The sequence below is a fragment of the Saxibacter everestensis genome (genome assembly GCF_025787225.1).
Taxonomy (GTDB): Bacteria; Actinomycetota; Actinomycetes; order Actinomycetales; family Brevibacteriaceae; genus Saxibacter; species Saxibacter everestensis.
In genome coordinates, this window is sequence record NZ_CP090958.1 from 3,098,890 (window position 1) to 3,114,132 (window position 15,243).

The 15,243-nt window shown below is 63.4% G+C and carries 14 protein-coding genes; 5 read left to right on the forward strand and 9 right to left on the reverse strand.

What is annotated here, in order from left to right; genetic code table 11:
• Positions 1 to 13 precede the first annotated feature (13 nt).
• Positions 14 to 1,315 carry an MFS transporter gene (locus tag LWF01_RS14655; RefSeq protein WP_349638101.1) on the reverse strand — a complete coding sequence of 434 codons (1,302 nt, stop codon included), beginning with the start codon at positions 1,313 to 1,315 and terminating at the stop codon, positions 14 to 16.
• Positions 1,316 to 1,454: 139 nt separating this feature from the next.
• On the reverse strand, positions 1,455 to 2,540 hold the full coding sequence (locus tag LWF01_RS14660) for an alcohol dehydrogenase catalytic domain-containing protein (protein ID WP_349638102.1): 1,086 nt from the start codon (positions 2,538 to 2,540) through the stop codon (positions 1,455 to 1,457).
• 129 nt (positions 2,541 to 2,669) lie between these two features.
• On the opposite strand from LWF01_RS14660, the gene LWF01_RS14665 reads away from it, so the two are divergent.
• On the forward strand, positions 2,670 to 3,647 hold the full coding sequence (locus LWF01_RS14665; RefSeq protein ID WP_349638103.1) for a sugar-binding transcriptional regulator: 978 nt from the start codon (positions 2,670 to 2,672) through the stop codon (positions 3,645 to 3,647).
• 7 nt (positions 3,648 to 3,654) lie between these two features.
• Here the strand turns inward: LWF01_RS14665 and LWF01_RS14670 are convergent, their stop codons facing one another.
• Positions 3,655 to 5,157 (reverse strand): FGGY-family carbohydrate kinase, encoded by a 1,503-nt coding sequence (locus tag LWF01_RS14670; protein WP_349638104.1) that lies wholly within the window; start codon positions 5,155 to 5,157, stop codon positions 3,655 to 3,657.
• Between the two features lie 258 nt (positions 5,158 to 5,415).
• On the opposite strand from LWF01_RS14670, the gene LWF01_RS14675 reads away from it, so the two are divergent.
• A complete protein-coding gene (locus tag LWF01_RS14675) occupies positions 5,416 to 5,712 on the forward strand; it encodes a cupin domain-containing protein (protein WP_349638105.1) in 297 nt (98 codons plus the stop codon).
• Between the two features lie 51 nt (positions 5,713 to 5,763).
• Here LWF01_RS14675 and LWF01_RS14680 read toward each other — a convergent pair whose 3' ends face one another.
• Complete coding sequence (locus LWF01_RS14680) at positions 5,764 to 6,291, reverse strand: gluconokinase (protein ID WP_349638106.1); 528 nt, start codon at positions 6,289 to 6,291, stop codon at positions 5,764 to 5,766.
• 238 nt (positions 6,292 to 6,529) lie between these two features.
• On the opposite strand from LWF01_RS14680, the gene gnd reads away from it, so the two are divergent.
• Positions 6,530 to 7,954 (forward strand): NADP-dependent phosphogluconate dehydrogenase, encoded by a 1,425-nt coding sequence (gene gnd / locus LWF01_RS14685; RefSeq protein ID WP_349638107.1) that lies wholly within the window; start codon positions 6,530 to 6,532, stop codon positions 7,952 to 7,954.
• 329 nt (positions 7,955 to 8,283) lie between these two features.
• A complete protein-coding gene (locus LWF01_RS14690) occupies positions 8,284 to 10,077 on the forward strand; it encodes an ABC-F family ATP-binding cassette domain-containing protein (protein ID WP_349638108.1) in 1,794 nt (597 codons plus the stop codon).
• 14 nt (positions 10,078 to 10,091) lie between these two features.
• Here LWF01_RS14690 and LWF01_RS14695 read toward each other — a convergent pair whose 3' ends face one another.
• Together LWF01_RS14695 and LWF01_RS14700 are read right to left on the reverse strand one after the other, a co-directional pair.
• Positions 10,092 to 10,568 carry an SRPBCC family protein gene (locus LWF01_RS14695; protein WP_349638109.1) on the reverse strand — a complete coding sequence of 159 codons (477 nt, stop codon included), beginning with the start codon at positions 10,566 to 10,568 and terminating at the stop codon, positions 10,092 to 10,094.
• Positions 10,558 to 10,923 carry an ArsR/SmtB family transcription factor gene (locus LWF01_RS14700; RefSeq protein ID WP_349638110.1) on the reverse strand — a complete coding sequence of 122 codons (366 nt, stop codon included), beginning with the start codon at positions 10,921 to 10,923 and terminating at the stop codon, positions 10,558 to 10,560. The genes LWF01_RS14695 and LWF01_RS14700 overlap by 11 nt, the downstream gene beginning before the upstream one ends.
• A gap of 273 nt (positions 10,924 to 11,196) precedes the next feature.
• Between LWF01_RS14700 and LWF01_RS14705 the strand changes: the two genes are divergently transcribed.
• The gene (locus LWF01_RS14705) at positions 11,197 to 12,330 is read left to right on the forward strand and encodes a C45 family autoproteolytic acyltransferase/hydrolase (protein ID WP_349638111.1); all 1,134 of its coding nucleotides are present in this window, start codon (positions 11,197 to 11,199) and stop codon (positions 12,328 to 12,330) included.
• On the opposite strand, the gene LWF01_RS14710 is transcribed toward LWF01_RS14705, so the two are convergent.
• The 3 genes from LWF01_RS14710 to LWF01_RS14720 form a co-directional block, all read right to left on the reverse strand.
• The gene (locus LWF01_RS14710; RefSeq protein WP_349638112.1) at positions 12,305 to 13,168 is read right to left on the reverse strand and encodes an SDR family oxidoreductase; all 864 of its coding nucleotides are present in this window, start codon (positions 13,166 to 13,168) and stop codon (positions 12,305 to 12,307) included. The two genes, LWF01_RS14705 and LWF01_RS14710, sit on opposite strands and share 26 nt — an antisense overlap.
• 72 nt (positions 13,169 to 13,240) lie before the next feature.
• Entirely contained in the window at positions 13,241 to 14,137 is an 897-nt protein-coding gene (locus LWF01_RS14715; protein WP_349638113.1) for a serine hydrolase, read from the reverse strand.
• A gap of 56 nt (positions 14,138 to 14,193) precedes the next feature.
• Positions 14,194 to 15,222, reverse strand: a complete 1,029-nt coding sequence (locus tag LWF01_RS14720; protein ID WP_349638114.1) for a LysR family transcriptional regulator — start codon at positions 15,220 to 15,222, stop codon at positions 14,194 to 14,196.
• Positions 15,223 to 15,243 lie beyond the last annotated feature (21 nt).

Genomic DNA, 15,243 nt, shown 5'->3' on the forward strand with positions numbered 1-15,243 from the left:
TTATCGCTGCTTCTCAGTGCTGGCGCGCCCCGGCGGTATCGTCCGGAACCTTCAGGTACGAGACCAGCACGAAGGCCAAAGCGTAGAGGGCGACAAATGCCCAGACGACGCCGACATCCCCACCCCACGGACGGACGACGGCGACAACCGCGCCACCGAGGAACGCCGCACCACCAGCGGCCGTGGTGTACATCGCCATCGCGGCTCCCTTATGTTCGGGTACCAGCGCTGGCATGATCGCTCCCATCGGCACGAACCCGGCGAGCAGGATGCCGAACACCGTTCCGGCGAGCACCGACAGTACAAAGCCCCAGTCCGAACCGGGCTCAACCATGTGCGGTACGTACCACCACAGCAGCAAGCCGATGGCGGATCCAAACACCCCGAACCACTTAACGCTGCGCTGCCAGCCGAACTTGTCGCCGAGCGCACCGAAGGCAGCGTTGAAGAGGATGTTGCCGGCATACACGATGACGGTCATCGTGAGCCAGCGGCTCTGACCCCAGCCGAGATCGTTCGCGATGATGGTCGGCAGGATGATGAACATGCCGAACTCTGGCGCGGTATTGATCAGCCGGACCAGGAAACCCATCAGGATCTTTGGCTCTTTGATCGTTAGGGTGATGCCGGAAAGCAGTACCTGACGCGGAGAATCCTCAGCTGGTGCGAGTCGCGTCCGTCCCCGGGGTTCCTTCACACCGAACCAGGCAAACAGGAAACCCACGACGACCAGGCCCGTCGAGGCAATCATCGTCATGGTTTCGCCGTTATGGCCGCCGCCGAACGCGGGAATGGAGAAGACAGCGAAGAGCGACCCCAGGGTCGGCAGTCCTCCGGTGAACATAACGTAGAACCAGCCGACCGCCGTCCCGTTCCTCTTTCGAGGCACCACCGAGTTGATCCAGACCAGGAATGAGAAGGCGAAGAGCGGGTAGCCGAAGCCACGCATGAAATACGTGAGGAAGACCAGTGGAATCGATTCAAGGTTGAGGCTGAGGATGAACAGTGCCTCGAAGACCACCCAAACGATGAATCCGAGCAGCATCACCCGCCGCGGCCCGAACAGATCGGAGAGTGCGCCCGACAGGTACGAACCCACCAGAGCGGAGACACCGTACATCGTGATAATCGTAGCGACCAGATCGACTTTGTCGTTGCCGAGAGTTTCGGTCATGTGCGGCGAGATGAAGTTCGACTCGACGCCGTTTCCGGTCATGAAGATTAGGACGCCGAGGAACCCCCAGCGCAAAACGTGCGGGATGCCGATCCGATCGAGGCGTGTCTCATGCACGCCTTCTGCTGTGCTGGTACTCATAGAAAAGTCCTCCCGAGCCGGGCTCCATACGTCGAACCCTGCTGTTGAAGCGAAAACGCCATTGTTTTAGTAGTTGGTGCGTAACCCGGCTCGCCCGGTGGCAGATCATGCCCGTCTCGGGAGTGCGTCCCAGCTGCGTCTAGGGCAGGATCGAGACCTTGACCGAAGCACCGTTGGTGTCGGCGACCATATCGAGCGCGACCTGGAAGTCATCGAGCCCGAACTGGTTGGTGCAGATCTCATCCATCGGCAACACCCCGGATTCGATCATCCGGATCGCTGCCGGCCAGCAGTGCGGCCCGAGATGTGCGCCAAGCACGTCGAGTTCCTTGTCATCGCTGATGATCGACCAGTCCACTGTGACATCGGAGCCGAACACGGAGTATTCGACATATGTGCCGAGCTTGCGCAGCAGGTTGAGCCCCTGGGAGACGGCGGAGGGGTGGCCGGTGCCTTCGATATAGACGTCGGCGCCATATCCCTCGGTGAGGTCCTTCACGATCTGGACGGCATCTTGCTTGGCAATATTGATGGTGAGGTCGGCACCACATTTGGCCGCCAGCGCAAGCTTGTCGTCGGACATATCGAGGGCAATGACCTTCAGCGGATTCTTCGCCTTCGCACCGGCAACCATGCCGAGGCCGATCGGTCCGCAGCCCGCGATAACGACCACGTCATTAAAGCTGATGTTCGCGCGCTCCACCGCGTGCAGCGAACAGGACAACGGCTCGGAGAACGCCGCGTGTGCCGGCGGAAGGTCCTTCGAGACCTTGTGCGCCAGTGCTTCCTTCGGAACGACCAAATACTCGGCCATTGCGCCGTTGTAGTTGCGGAAGCCGAACATATCGTGCGGCGCGCACATCCAGTACTCGCCTCGCAAGCAGTAGCGGCACTTCCAACACGGAACTATCTGTTCGCAGGCTACCCGGTCGCCAACCTCGACGCCGTGATGGTTGACGGCTTCTGCGTCGGCCTGAACAATGGTTCCGACGAATTCATGGCCGGGCGTTATTCCGGTCTGCGCCCAGGCCGGGCGGTTCTCATCGCCCCAGAACTTGGCCGCCCCGTGATAGCACTTCAGGTCGCTGGCACATACACCGACAGCTTCTACCCGGATTAGCATCTGGCCGGGGCCAGGAGTGGGAACCGGTAGCTGCTCCAGCTGGTAATCTTCCGGCCCGTGCACGACCACTGCTCGCATTGTTTCTGGCAGTTCGGCTGACATGACCCCTCCTTGGATCGAGAAAAGCGACTGGCAGAATCAGCTTAAGGGTTCCTGCACAAATGTCAAGAACATAGTTTCTGCCGCAGAACACATGTAAACGGGGTGGCGATCTCGACTAGACTGCAGGTCATGACCGATTCGCCCGGCATTTCGGCAGCATCGAGCCGTTTCCCGCTTGAGACGCTGTACCAGGCCGCCCGGATGTACTACCTGGACGACGCAACCCAGGTCGAGATCGCGGCAAAGCTGCGAGTTTCCAGGCCCACTGTCAGCCGTTTTCTGGCCGAGGCCAGACGAGTCGGCCTGGTCCAGATCGACGTCATCGATCCGCAGCAGGCTAATGAAGGCAGCCTCGGCCACGAACTGGCCGATGCCCTCGGCCTGCAGAAGGTTTACCTGTCTGGCGGCAACCATTCGGCCGGTATGCTCTCCGGACTCTCCGCCCAGGTGGGCGCCGCCATCGAGGACATGCAGTTGGTTCCCGGCAACTCACTGCTGGTGTCGTCGGGCCGGACCTTGTACGAGGTCAGCCGCACACGGCTGCCGTCGCTGGCCGGCATCGTGCTCGCGCCGACGGTCGGCGGCCAGGCGGAACCGGAACCCTGGTACCAGACGAACGAAATAACCCGGGCGGTGGCGGAGAAGACCGGGGCGCATCCAACTTTCCTGTTCGCCCAGGCGATGCCGTCCGCACAGTTGTATCAAAGTCTGCTCAGCGACCCATCGTTCCAGCGGGTCACCCGGCTCTGGGATACCGCCAAGGGCGCCTTACTGGGCATTGGCGCGCCACCGGCCGCTCGCGGCTCGATCTCACGGTTCATCCCCCTGGACGACGATTCACTGGTGAATGCTGTAGGAGACGTCTGTCTGAACTTCTTCGCCGCCGACGGCACGGAGATCGAATTCACCGGCAGTGATCGCGTGGTGCGAACGTCCCCGGCAATGCTGCGCAAGATTGAACATACCGTCGGGGTGGCCGTTGGGGCAGAGAAGACGCTCAGCATTATTGCCGCGGCCAAAGGCGGCTACATCAGGCAGCTCGTTACAGACACCGCGACGGCAGATGCAATCCTCGCCCTGCTGCGGCGTCGGCCCGCCGCGTCTTGAATCGCCCCTACGCTTCCGGGCTGTCCTGAATTTTCGGACGCCCCTGGACCCGGGCCAGCGCGTGCATGTGCTCGCGGGTCGACGGATACAACGACTCATAGTGGCCGTACAGCTCGGCGTAAATCTCCTTGTTGCGCTGATCTGGCTCGATCAGTGTCCCATCCGTGGCCCAATTGGTGTCCGGCGGCACGGCTCCCGTGCCGATGGCGGCCAGCAGGGCGTCACCGTAGCTGGCGCCGATGGTCTGGGTCGGCACCATCTGCGGCCGGCCGGTCACGTCGCTGACGATCTGTGTCCACAACCTGGCCTGCGTGCCGCCACCGACCGCCACCAGCCGTTCGATCGGCTCTCCACCGGCTTCCAGAAAGTCGATGATCTGCCGGATGCCGAAGGCAATGCCCTCGTACGTCGCCCGGAATAGATGACCACGTGAATGCCGCAGCGTCAGGCCGGCGATGACGCCCCGTGCGTCCGGATCGAAAATCGGCGATCGTTCTCCCGCGAAGTAGGGCAGCACCAGCAGCCCTTCCGACCCGGCGGGCACCTCCCCCGCTTCGGCCAATAGCTCGGCGAATTCGACGCCGCCGAAAAGTTGCTGCATCCAGGTAGTGAGGCTGCCCGAGGTCGACATCCCGGCGGCGAGGGTCAGGGAATCCTTTTCGATGCCGGCCGTCGTCCACAACTTGTCGCTGGCCCGGAATTCGCTCAGCATCAACACGAAGAACAGGGTCGAGCCGTACATCAGCATCAGATCGCCCGGCTTGCGGATGCCGGCGCTGAACGATTCCGCCCAGGCGTCAACGGTTCCCGCGCACACCGGGGTGCCTTGCGGGATACCGGTGAATTCGGCAGCCTGCGCGGTGACCTCGCCGACAACGTCGGACGACCAGGCAAGCCTCGGCATCGGGATATGTCCGGCGATTTCCTTGACCCGCGGCTCGTTCCACTCGCCCGCCCGGATGTCGTAGAGCGGATCACACTGGCTGGCCGTATGGTGATCCTGCACATAGGCGCCACTGAGCTTCGCCACGATGAACGAGCTGCAGCCAAACCAACGGGCTGTCTTCTCGAAAACCTCTGGCTCGTGGTTGCTTATCCAGCGCAGCTTGGGCCCGACGGCCTGCGAGGAGAGCGCCTTGCCGCATTCGGCGAAAATCACCTCCTCGCCGATCTCGTGGTTCAGCTCGTCGATTTCCGCGCCGGCGCGGGTGTCGATGCCATAGAGGATGGCTGGCCTGAGTGGCGTGTGGTTCTCGTCGGTGACCACGAGCGCGGGTCCCACCCCGCTGACGCAGACTCCGGCCACATCCACGGCATCATTGCGGGAAAATAGCTCCCGGGAGAGCAGGCCGACCTCTGCCCACCAGACCTCTTCCGCATCGAACTCGGCCCAGCCGGGTTTTGGCAAGGACACCGCATGGGCGACAACGGCCGAGTCGATGATCTCGCCATCGCGGTCTACCAGGACCGCCTTGCTGCTGCCGGTGCCAATATCGATTCCAAGAAACACTGCGCCCTCGCCTGTCTCGTGTGCGATTTTCTATTCATCGTGTCATTACGGCGACTCCGCCGTCACTCGAGTATCGGAAAGTCCGTGCAGAAGCTGCCGGCACGGGTGGGCGGGCCGCGGTGAAGCCCCGCGCCGTGTTGTCGGATGTGAAGCCCCGCGCCGTGTTCGTTCGTAGGTTTGTCGCCCATTCGTCGTAAATAATCAACGTTTCGACGACAAACCCACGAGTTGCGGCTTCTTAATCAGTAGAGTCGTGCCATGAGCAGACCTCAAGCAGTGCCAACGGTGCAGATCGACAATGAGTACACCCGGGTCACCGAGTGGCGATTCCCGCCGGGCAGCGAAACCGGCTGGCACGCCCACGATCTGAATTACGTCGTGGTGCCGATGACGACGGGTGAACTTATCGTGGAGAAGCCGGACGGCTCGGCGTCGAGTTCGCTGGTGATCGGCGCCTCGTACACCCGGCCGGTGCCGAGCGAGCACAATGTGGTCAACCCGGGCGAGGAAGATTTCGTTTTCGTCGAGATCGAAATGAAGGACTCGCCGGCCTAGCCGGCGCCGGCCGCCTCGCCTGCCTTAGCGGGTCTGCCCGGACTCGCCGGCCTAGCCGACGCCGCTTTGCTCGTCCTGACACCTGTCCCGCACCCACGCGGCAGCCTGGCGAACGATCTCCTCCGGCGACTGTGCCGAGTCGATGACAACGCCCTCCTCGTCCGGTTCGAGCGGTTGCAGGATCTCAAACTGTGAGTCGAGTAGCTTAAGCGGCATATAGTGCCCCTTGCGGTTCGCCACCCGCTCGGCGATTACGTCGAAAGAAGCATCGAGGTGAACGAAGAGAACCCGCGTCTGGCTGCGGCGCAGGACGTCCCGATACGCCCGCTTCAGAGCAGAACAGGTGACGATGACGTTGTCGCCGTCCGTCTCGCACTGACTGAGAAAGGCAGCGATCAGGCCGAGCCAGGGCCAGCGGTCGTGGTCGACCAGCGGCGTGCTGCTGGCCATCTTCGCGATATTCGCCTGGCTGTGAAACTCGTCGGCCTCCGCGAAGGCCCAGTCCAGTTCTTCGGAAAGCGCCTCCGCGATGGTCGTCTTTCCGGTACCTGAAACGCCCATCACGATTACGGCAGTCATGTCTCTCCTCGTCGGGGCCCGTTGTTGAACCCAACTCCGGGGGCAAGTGTACGTTGCGGATTCACCGGCGTTCTGAGCACGCACGCCGATCCGTTTCACTCTCGACCCGGCCGGGCGCGACCTCAACCGCCAAGCGGACGCACAGTAATCTAAAGCGAGACCAAGTGAGCCCGCCATCCGCTGAAAAGCGAACGCATTCGATAGCCCGCACGAACCGCGGGCGTGACTAGGAGTTGTTATGGCTGCACAGATTGGCGTGACCGGACTTGCCGTGATGGGCGCGAACCTGGCGCGAAACCTTGCCCGCAACGGGTACACGGTCGCATTGCACAACCGCACCAAAGCCCGAACCGATGCTCTGATCGAGAAGCACTGCGATGAGGGTGAATTCATCCCAACCGAATCACTCGAAGAACTTGTCGGCGCGCTCGAGCGGCCACGCCGGGTGCTCGTCATGGTGAAGGCCGGCGCACCGGTCGACGCCGTGATCGAAGACCTCGTGCCACTACTCGAACCTGACGACATCATCATCGATGCCGGCAATTCTCTCTTCACTGACACTCGCCGCCGGGAGGCCGCGCTGGCGGAAAAGGGTCTGCACTTCGTCGGTGTGGGAGTCTCCGGGGGCGAAGAGGGCGCGCTGAACGGGCCGTCCATCATGCCCGGCGGCTCGAAGCAGTCGTACGAATCGCTCGGTCCAATGCTGGAGAAGATCTCCGCGCACGTCGATGGCGTCCCCTGCTGCGCCTGGATCGGAACCGATGGCGCCGGGCACTTCGTCAAGATGGTGCACAACGGCATCGAGTACGCCGACATGCAGGTGATCGGCGAGGCCCACGACCTGCTGCGGTCCGCTGCGGGGATCGAGCCCGCCGAACAGTCGAAAATCTTTGCCGAATGGAACAAGGGCGAGCTGTCCTCCTTCCTGATCGAGATCGCTGCCGAGGTGCTCGGGCATGTGGATGCCAAGACGGGCAAGCCGTTTATCGACGTCGTGGTCGACTCCGCAGGCCAGAAGGGCACCGGCCGCTGGACCGTTATCTCCGCGCTCGAGCTCGGGCTGCCGACCTCGGGAATAGCTGAATCGGTTTTCGCCCGCGCGCTGTCCTCGCAGCATGCCCAGCGCGAGGAAGCTCAGACCACGCTGGTCGGAAACGAAATACCGACAGAGCTTCCGGACAACTTTGTCGAGGACGTCCGTCAGGCGCTGTACGCCTCGAAACTGGTCAGCTACGCCCAGGGTCTCGACATGCTCGTCGCCGCGGCCAAGGAATACGACTGGGAACTCAACCTGGCAGAGATCGCGTCGCTCTGGCGCGCGGGCTGCATCATCCGGGCCGAGTTGCTGAAGGACATCACCGCGGCCTACCAGAACGAGCGCCCGGCGAACCTGCTGTTCGCACCGGCCTTCGCCAGCGCGATTGCAGATGCCGTCCCGGCCTGGCGACGGGTAGTCGCCACAGCGGTGCAGCTGGGCATTCCGGTGCCGGTGTTCTCGTCGTCGCTGGCCTACTACGATGGCCTGCGTCGCGACCGGCTGCCTGCTGCGCTTACCCAGGGCTTGCGTGATCTGTTCGGCGCGCATACCTACAACCGGGTTGATGTCGATGGCACGTTCCATACCCTCTGGGGCGAGGACAAGTCCGAGGTCCAGCAGGACTAAGAGTTCGCACCCGAGGTCCGGGTTCCGTAAGGTGTCCGCGCCCGGAACCTTACGGAACCCGGACCTCGACGCCGCCGTGCCGTCCAGACCTCGGCGTCGCCGTGCCGTCCGGACCTCGACGCCCGGCGGGATAATCACTTGCCGCCTGGCCTGCCGACAGTGCAGTATTGATGGTGTCCTATCCCCGAGCAAAGGCTGAAGTGTGAAGTTCTTCGACGTTTCCGCGTAATTCGCGCTGAGTCGACGAGCCTGTCACCGCCTTCACCGGGTACCTCTTACATTCCTGGCTCCTCAGCGCATCCCATTTACGGACGTCTGAGGAGCTTTTCTTGGCTTATTCAATTGTTTTCGCTGACCTGTCATTCGCCTGGCCTGACGGCAGCACCGCATTCAACCAACTGCACGGTGCCTTTGGCGAAGGGCGTACCGGGCTTGTCGGCCGCAACGGCACCGGCAAGTCAACGCTGCTCCGGCTGATCACCGGCGAACTCGTGCCGGCCGGCGGAACGCTGTCTATCGACGGCACCGTCGGGTATCTGCCGCAGAACATCACACTGACCGGTGATCGATCCATCGCTGATCTACTCGGCATCAGCGCCAAACGTGCGGCGCTGCACGCCATCTACGCGGGCGATGCCAGCGAGCACAACTTCGCAACCGTTGGCGACGACTGGGAAATCGAGGAGCTGGCGCAGGCTGAACTGGGCCGGTTCGGCATCCTGCCGGACGACGCCCACACCCCGGACGGTGCCGACGCCCCGGACAGTGATCCGGACGGTGCCCGCGACGCAGATGGTGCGGGCGACGGCGACGTGCTCGACCGGCGGGTCGCAACGCTTTCGGGTGGCGAAGTTGTGCTCACCGGGCTCGCCGGTCTGCTGCTGCGCAAACCCGACATCACCGTGCTCGACGAGCCGACGAACAATCTGGACCGGCGCGCCCGCGAGCTGTTGTACGCCGCGATCCGTGGCTGGCGCGGGGTACTGATCGTGGTCAGCCACGACCGGGAGTTGCTGGACCTGATGGATAACATCGCCGAACTGCGCGATGGCGAGCTCCGGAATTTCGGCGGCAACTTCAGCAGCTACCTCGAGCAGATCGATGCAGAACAGGAAGCGGCACGTCGGATGCTGACGTCAGCGGAATCCACCGCCCGGCGCGAGAAGCGCCAGCTGGCCGAAGCGCGGATCAAGCTTGACCGCAGGGTTCGGTATGGCAAGAAGATGCAGGCTAACAAGCGCGAGCCGAAGATCATCATGAATCAGCGAAAGCGCGAGGCGCAGGAATCCGCCGGCAAGCACCGCACGATGCACCTGGAAAAGGTCGCGGAGGCAGAAGCGGCCGCCGAAGCCGCCGAAGAGCAGGTGCGAGCCGACCGGGTGATCCGGATCGATCTCTCCGGATCCGAAGTTCCGGCCGGGCGGACCATTCTGGATGTCGACTTCCGGGGCACCACGCTGCAGGTGCGCGGCCCGGAACGGATCGCGCTGCTGGGTGACAATGGTTCCGGTAAGACGACGCTGCTGAATGCCATCGTCGCCGCGGGAAGCGCGACTGGAAGCGCAGGTGGAAACGCCGCGGGAAAGGCCGCGGAGACCCCCGCCGGATACCCTGCGGGAAGGACCGCTGCGGAATACCCTGTGGCCAACGCCGAGAAATCCGCCGGCGAAACAGACTTCGAGCCGCGATTCGTCATCGATCGGATCGGCTATCTTCCGCAGCGTCTGGACTCGCTCGACGATTCCCGTACGGTGATGGACAACGTCCGGACGGCGGTTCCCGAGGCGACTCCGCACGAGATCCGGGCCGGTCTCGCCCGTTTCCTGCTGCGCGGCGACAAGCCTGAGCAGCTGGTCGCGCAGCTATCCGGCGGCGAGCGATTCCGAGTCGCCCTCGCCCAGCTTCTGTTGGTCCGGCAGCCTCCGCAGCTGCTGATCCTCGATGAGCCGACGAACAACCTCGATCTGGACAGCGTGGCCCAGCTGGTCTCCGCGCTGGATGGCTATTGCGGCGCGCTCATCGTGGTCAGCCACGCTGCGGATTTCCTGCACGAGCTGGCCGTCGGCCGGTGGGTCCGGGTCGGAGTGGACGGACTCAGTGAGGTTGATCCGGCCGACGGCTGAAACGCGGTCGTTGCTCAGCTGCCAAGAATCTCATCGAGGCGTTCGTAGCCCTCGCGCACGCCCTGCTCCATGCCACTGGCGGCCATGCCGTCGCGGGCCTCCTGATTCGGGTAGACGGAGTGGCCAACCAATCGGGTCCTGCCGTTCGGCAGTTCCTCGAAGCGCAGCGTCTCGATGCTGACCGCGTCCGGGAAGTCTTCGTATTCGAAGGTCTGAATGATCAGTTCGTTCGGCCGGGCGGTATGGAAGACCCCGTTGAACACGAATTCCTCGCCCTCTCCGTTCCGGTGCGTGTAGCGGTATCGGCCTCCGGTACGGACGTCGTAGTATTCGATCTCCATCTCGTAGCCGTTCGGCCCAAGCCACTTCTTGACCAGCTCCGGGGTGGCGTGCGCGCGGTAGACCGCGTCGACCGGGGCATCGAATTCGCGCACGATTTCGATGAACGGGCCGCCTTCGGGCACGGTGATGGTGACTGGGTTAGTGCTCATTGTTATCTCCCTTTTTCATGGTGTCGAGCAGGCCGTCGAGTCGACGGAACTGCTGTTCGTGCACTAGTCGGTACTTGTCGATCCAGGCGGTGAGTGCCTCGAGCCGTTCGGGTCTCAGATGCACGGGACGCCGTTGCGCCTCCCGGCTTCGGGAGACAAGGTTCGCGCGTTCCAGGACCTGAATATGCTTTGACACCGCCTGCTTGCTGATGCCGAAGGGCTCGGCGAGTTCGTTGACCGTGGCTGGGCCGCGGCTTAGCCGAGCGATGATCTGACGCCGCGCGGGATCCGCCAAGGCCATGAACGCCCGGTCGAGCAGTTCTTCTGCCTGGTCTTTCATTGACAACCACTTCATTGATAAACCGTTACGTTGATAACGTACGCCCGCCTCTCCCCCGAGTCAAGCCCTTAGTTCAAATCACCGGAAAGCATCGCCCCCCGGCTGACTGACCCGGCTGACCAGGCTGACCCGGGTGACCCGGGTGACCCGGCTGCAACGCCGTCCAGCACCGCCGTCCAGCAACGATGGTGGCATCATGGGTAGCCTGGTAATCACGTTCGGCCCGCCACCCGGAGCGGGTGGAACGACCCGGAACGGGTGGAACGCACAATCGCAAAGGTGCATGAGATGGCAATACCGAACCTTCCGCTTCGTCTGCTGCAACTCTCCGGACCTCTTCAGGCGATTGGCGGCCAGCTTGGTGAGGCCACGGCAGCCGAGGTAAGCGAGAACTTCGAGAACTACGCCCGGAATTTCCGCGACAAGGCGCAACTCGACGATGCAGACGTTGCCAGGCTGGGTACGGAGTTCCGGCGGCTCACACACGAGTGGCATCCGAGGATCGGCGCCGCCCTCGACGCGCTGGCCGAAGGCGCCGGCGTATCCACGAATGCCGTGTACGCCATCAACGCTCGAACTGAGCTTCTCGCCGGCTCGCCGCTTCCGCTACCCGACGCCTGCACGGCGAGCGCTGTCCTCCCGGCCGCGAGCGCCACTGGCAACGTGCTTCTCGGTCAGAATTGGGACTGGGCATCGGACACTCCCGACACCACAATTCTGCTGGCAACCCGCGATGAGCGCGGCCACGAGGTGCTCTGCCTCGCGGAGGCTGGCATGCTCGCCAAAGTTGGACTCAACGACGCCGGCCTGGGGCTCACGGTGAATCTGCTGCGCTCCGAGTCCGATGGGCCACGCGCTGGCGTTCCTTATCACGTGCGACTGCGGGCGGCGCTGGAAGAAAGAGAATTCGGGGCCGCCGTCGCCGCGGCATCCGCCGGCCCTCGGGCTGCGTCGGTGAACATCCTGATCGCGCAGGCCGGGGAGCATCCGAGCGCCGTGGACCTGGAGCTCTCTCCCGACGGAGCGTCCGAGCTGACTCCCGATGACGGGCTGCTGGTACACACCAATCATTTCCGGGCAAAGAACGACGTCAGCGATGTAGGACCCAAGACAATGCCGTCGACCGGAGCACGCTGCGCCCAGGCAGAGGCGATACTCAGGCCGTTACGGGGACGGATCAGCACCGACACGCTTGAGCAGGTGTTCCGGGACCATTCGGGCGGCATCGACGCGATTTGCCGCCACGCCGGCGCGGACCTCCGGTTACCGCCGGGAGACAAAACCGTATACAGCGTGGTGATGGACCTAAGCGTTCGGCGTTTTGGAATCGCGCCCGGGCCGGTCTGCCACAACGAGTTCAGCTATGCCGGGCTGGATGAACTACTGCCTGACCCGGCTAGCCCAGGCGCTTGTAGTCCCTAGGGTTCTCCGCGAGGTACTGGGCGAAATCGATCGGCTGACGACCGGTGAGCCGAAGTACGTCATCTGTGACAACGTCCATTTCTCCGGCCGCGATCGCAAGATACGACGAAATCCAGCCGGTCACCTCCCAGCGCGGCGCGCCAAAGTGCTCACGCGATTCGTAGTCCTCGGTCTCGGCATGGTAGCTGATTGTGCGTCCAGCCACCCGGCCCAGTTGCTCGGCAGCCTCGCTCAGCGAGTAGGTGCGCGGGCCAGTGAGGGTGAATGTCTCGCTGTCGAAACGACCACCGGCGGTCAGGACTGCTGCGGCGGACGCCGCAACGTCCCGGTGCGCGATCGCGCCCACCCTGCCATCGTCGGCCGGGCCGCGGATCACCCCATCGGTTCCGGTGAACGCGGCGAAGGCGTGCTGGTACAGGTTGTCGCGCAGAATCGTGAACTGTAAGCCGGAGTCACGAAGGTACTGTTCGGTCTTCGCATGGTCCCGGGCCAGGGTAAAGGCGGCCCCTTCATCGGCACCGACGAAGGAGAGATACACGACCCGGTGCACGCCGGCCGACCTCGCCGCGTCGATAACGCTGAAATGCTCGGCAACCCTATTCGCCGATTCGGCCGCCGACACCATGAACACCGTCTCCAGCCCCTCGAAGGCCCGTCGAAGTGCAGCAGCATCGCCGTAGCTCGCCTGGGCACTGGCGTGCTCGCCGAAATCGCCGGGGATCCTGGCCGGATCCCGGACAATCAGCCGCATCGGGACCTCGGCGTTGTCGAGTTCTGCAACCAGCAGTCGGCCAACTTTTCCGGTCGCGCCGGTTATTCCTATCGGAGTCTGCGTCATGAGCACTCAAACGTCGAGGCACTCCCCCGCTATTCCGCGCGGAACCGGACTACTCCCGGCCGTCAACGCCATTCATCGCGGCCTGGCGTCGTGACGGCGAAGGAATTCGACTGCCTGGCGGGCGTTGGTCCCGATGGCGGCATCAAGCGCCGGCTGCGCGAAAACCGGCAGGGATGACGATGTCAACGCTGCGATGATGAACTTCTCGCCCTGGCTGGTCTCCACGACGCCGATCTCATGACGAAGGTTGAGGAACGTGCCCGTTTTTCCGCTGAGCCGGAATGTATCGGCAGCAAACCCGGTGGCCAGCCGATGCGTGGACAGTTGCAATCCCATCAACCGCCGGAGCCGGGCGCACGCCTCGGGTGCCGAGGCCTCATCGGTCCATATTGCTTCAAGCAAAGCCACCAAGGAGCGGACAGAGCCGACGTTGGCAAGGCGCTGGTCGATCCCGCTCAGGAGCTGTCGCTTGGACCCCTTCGACTCCGATCGCGTCGCAAGTGCCAGCGCCATGGTTTCGTCGCCGGCCGCATCTCGTTCAACCGAGTCGTACAGGTATCGCATCGAATGCCGGATTCGCAAGTCTTCGATACCGCACCGATTAATCACCTCCTGTACCGCTGGAGGGCCGATCTCGGCGAAGAGCGTGTCGGCCGCCGCGTTGTCGCTAATTGTCAGGCTGAGGTAGGCCAGGTCCTCGATCGCGATCCGGGCGGGGTGCTGAAATGCGGATGTACCGGTCGGCCCGGGGGTGGCAGCTTCCCTGGATACCAGCAACTGGCGATCCAGTTCGAGTTCTCCCCGGCTGGCCGCATCGAAGACGGCCAGCACCAACGGCACTTTTGCGACGGACGCCAACGGCAGCATCTGGTTCACGTTGAACCCGATCTCCGAACCGGTAGCAAGGCTCCGGGCGAGAAACGCGCCGCCCGCGCCCAGCTCCTGCCATCGAGCTTTCAGAGTGCTCACGATATGCGGTTTCGATGGCGAGCCGTTGGCGGTTAACGACGGGAGTTGACTGCTGCTCACCTGGAGAACAATCCGTTGGTCGGATGCGGGGCAAGAACACGTGGGGTATCTGCTGGCCGATCGGCATCCCGCCGGGCACCGACCGTCGCGTAGAGCTGTATCAGAAACGCCTCGGAATCATCGTGCGCCCGAGCTGCGGCGAGCAGAGCGTCGCGGCCGCGCAGGATAACCGGACGTCGCAGCTCTGTGTCGGCGCTTGGCCGGAATTCCAGCCCGGTTCGCTGGGCGAATCCCGCATCGCACAGCAGGAAGCCCTCACCGGCCAGAACCTCGCTCACCGCGCTGGAGGCATGTTCCGCGATCACCAACTGATCGAGGGAAAGACCGGCGGATGACAGCCGGTTGACGATAGCTGCACGCATCGGTCCATGCGCATCATCGGGAAGCAAGAGGAGGTGCCGGGATTCCGGGGGCGCCGGCGTCGCCGCAGCATCAGCGGCTACGGGATCGGCTGCCGATGCAGCTACCGAGCCTCGGATGTTACTCAGCCGAAGTTCGTCGATATGCATTGCCTCCCCGTTCAAAATGCCGTGGGAAGCTGCCGCGAAGCCAAGCGGCGCCCACCATTGGGCGTCACCGTCCGGTCGCTCCGAGGTATCCAGGGCGGCATCCACATCGCCACGGTGCCAGGCGCTTTGCAGGTCTGAGCCGGAGAACTCCTTCACCGTGAGCAATACGCCTTCGGCCTTGAGGCTGCGGATCAGGGCAGCCAGCCCGGCAAGGTCGGAACCGCTTGGCACGCCGAGCCGCACCGACATCGCCCGTGGTTCTTCGGCCATCAACTCGTACACGCCATCGGCCTGCGCCAGCACGTCCTGCGCCGCCGGCAGCAAGAGCTCGCCTGCCGGGGTCAGTTTGATCTTTCGACGACTCCGATCGATCAGGGTCTGACCGAGTTCTTTTTCCAGGGCCATGATGCGACGACTCAACGGGGGCTGAGCCATGTGCAGGATTTCGGCGGCCCGGGAAATATTTCCTTCGTCCGCCACCGCAACGAAGCAGCGCAGGTGCCTGAGCAGGTCCATCCGTCAACCATACCTTAAGAG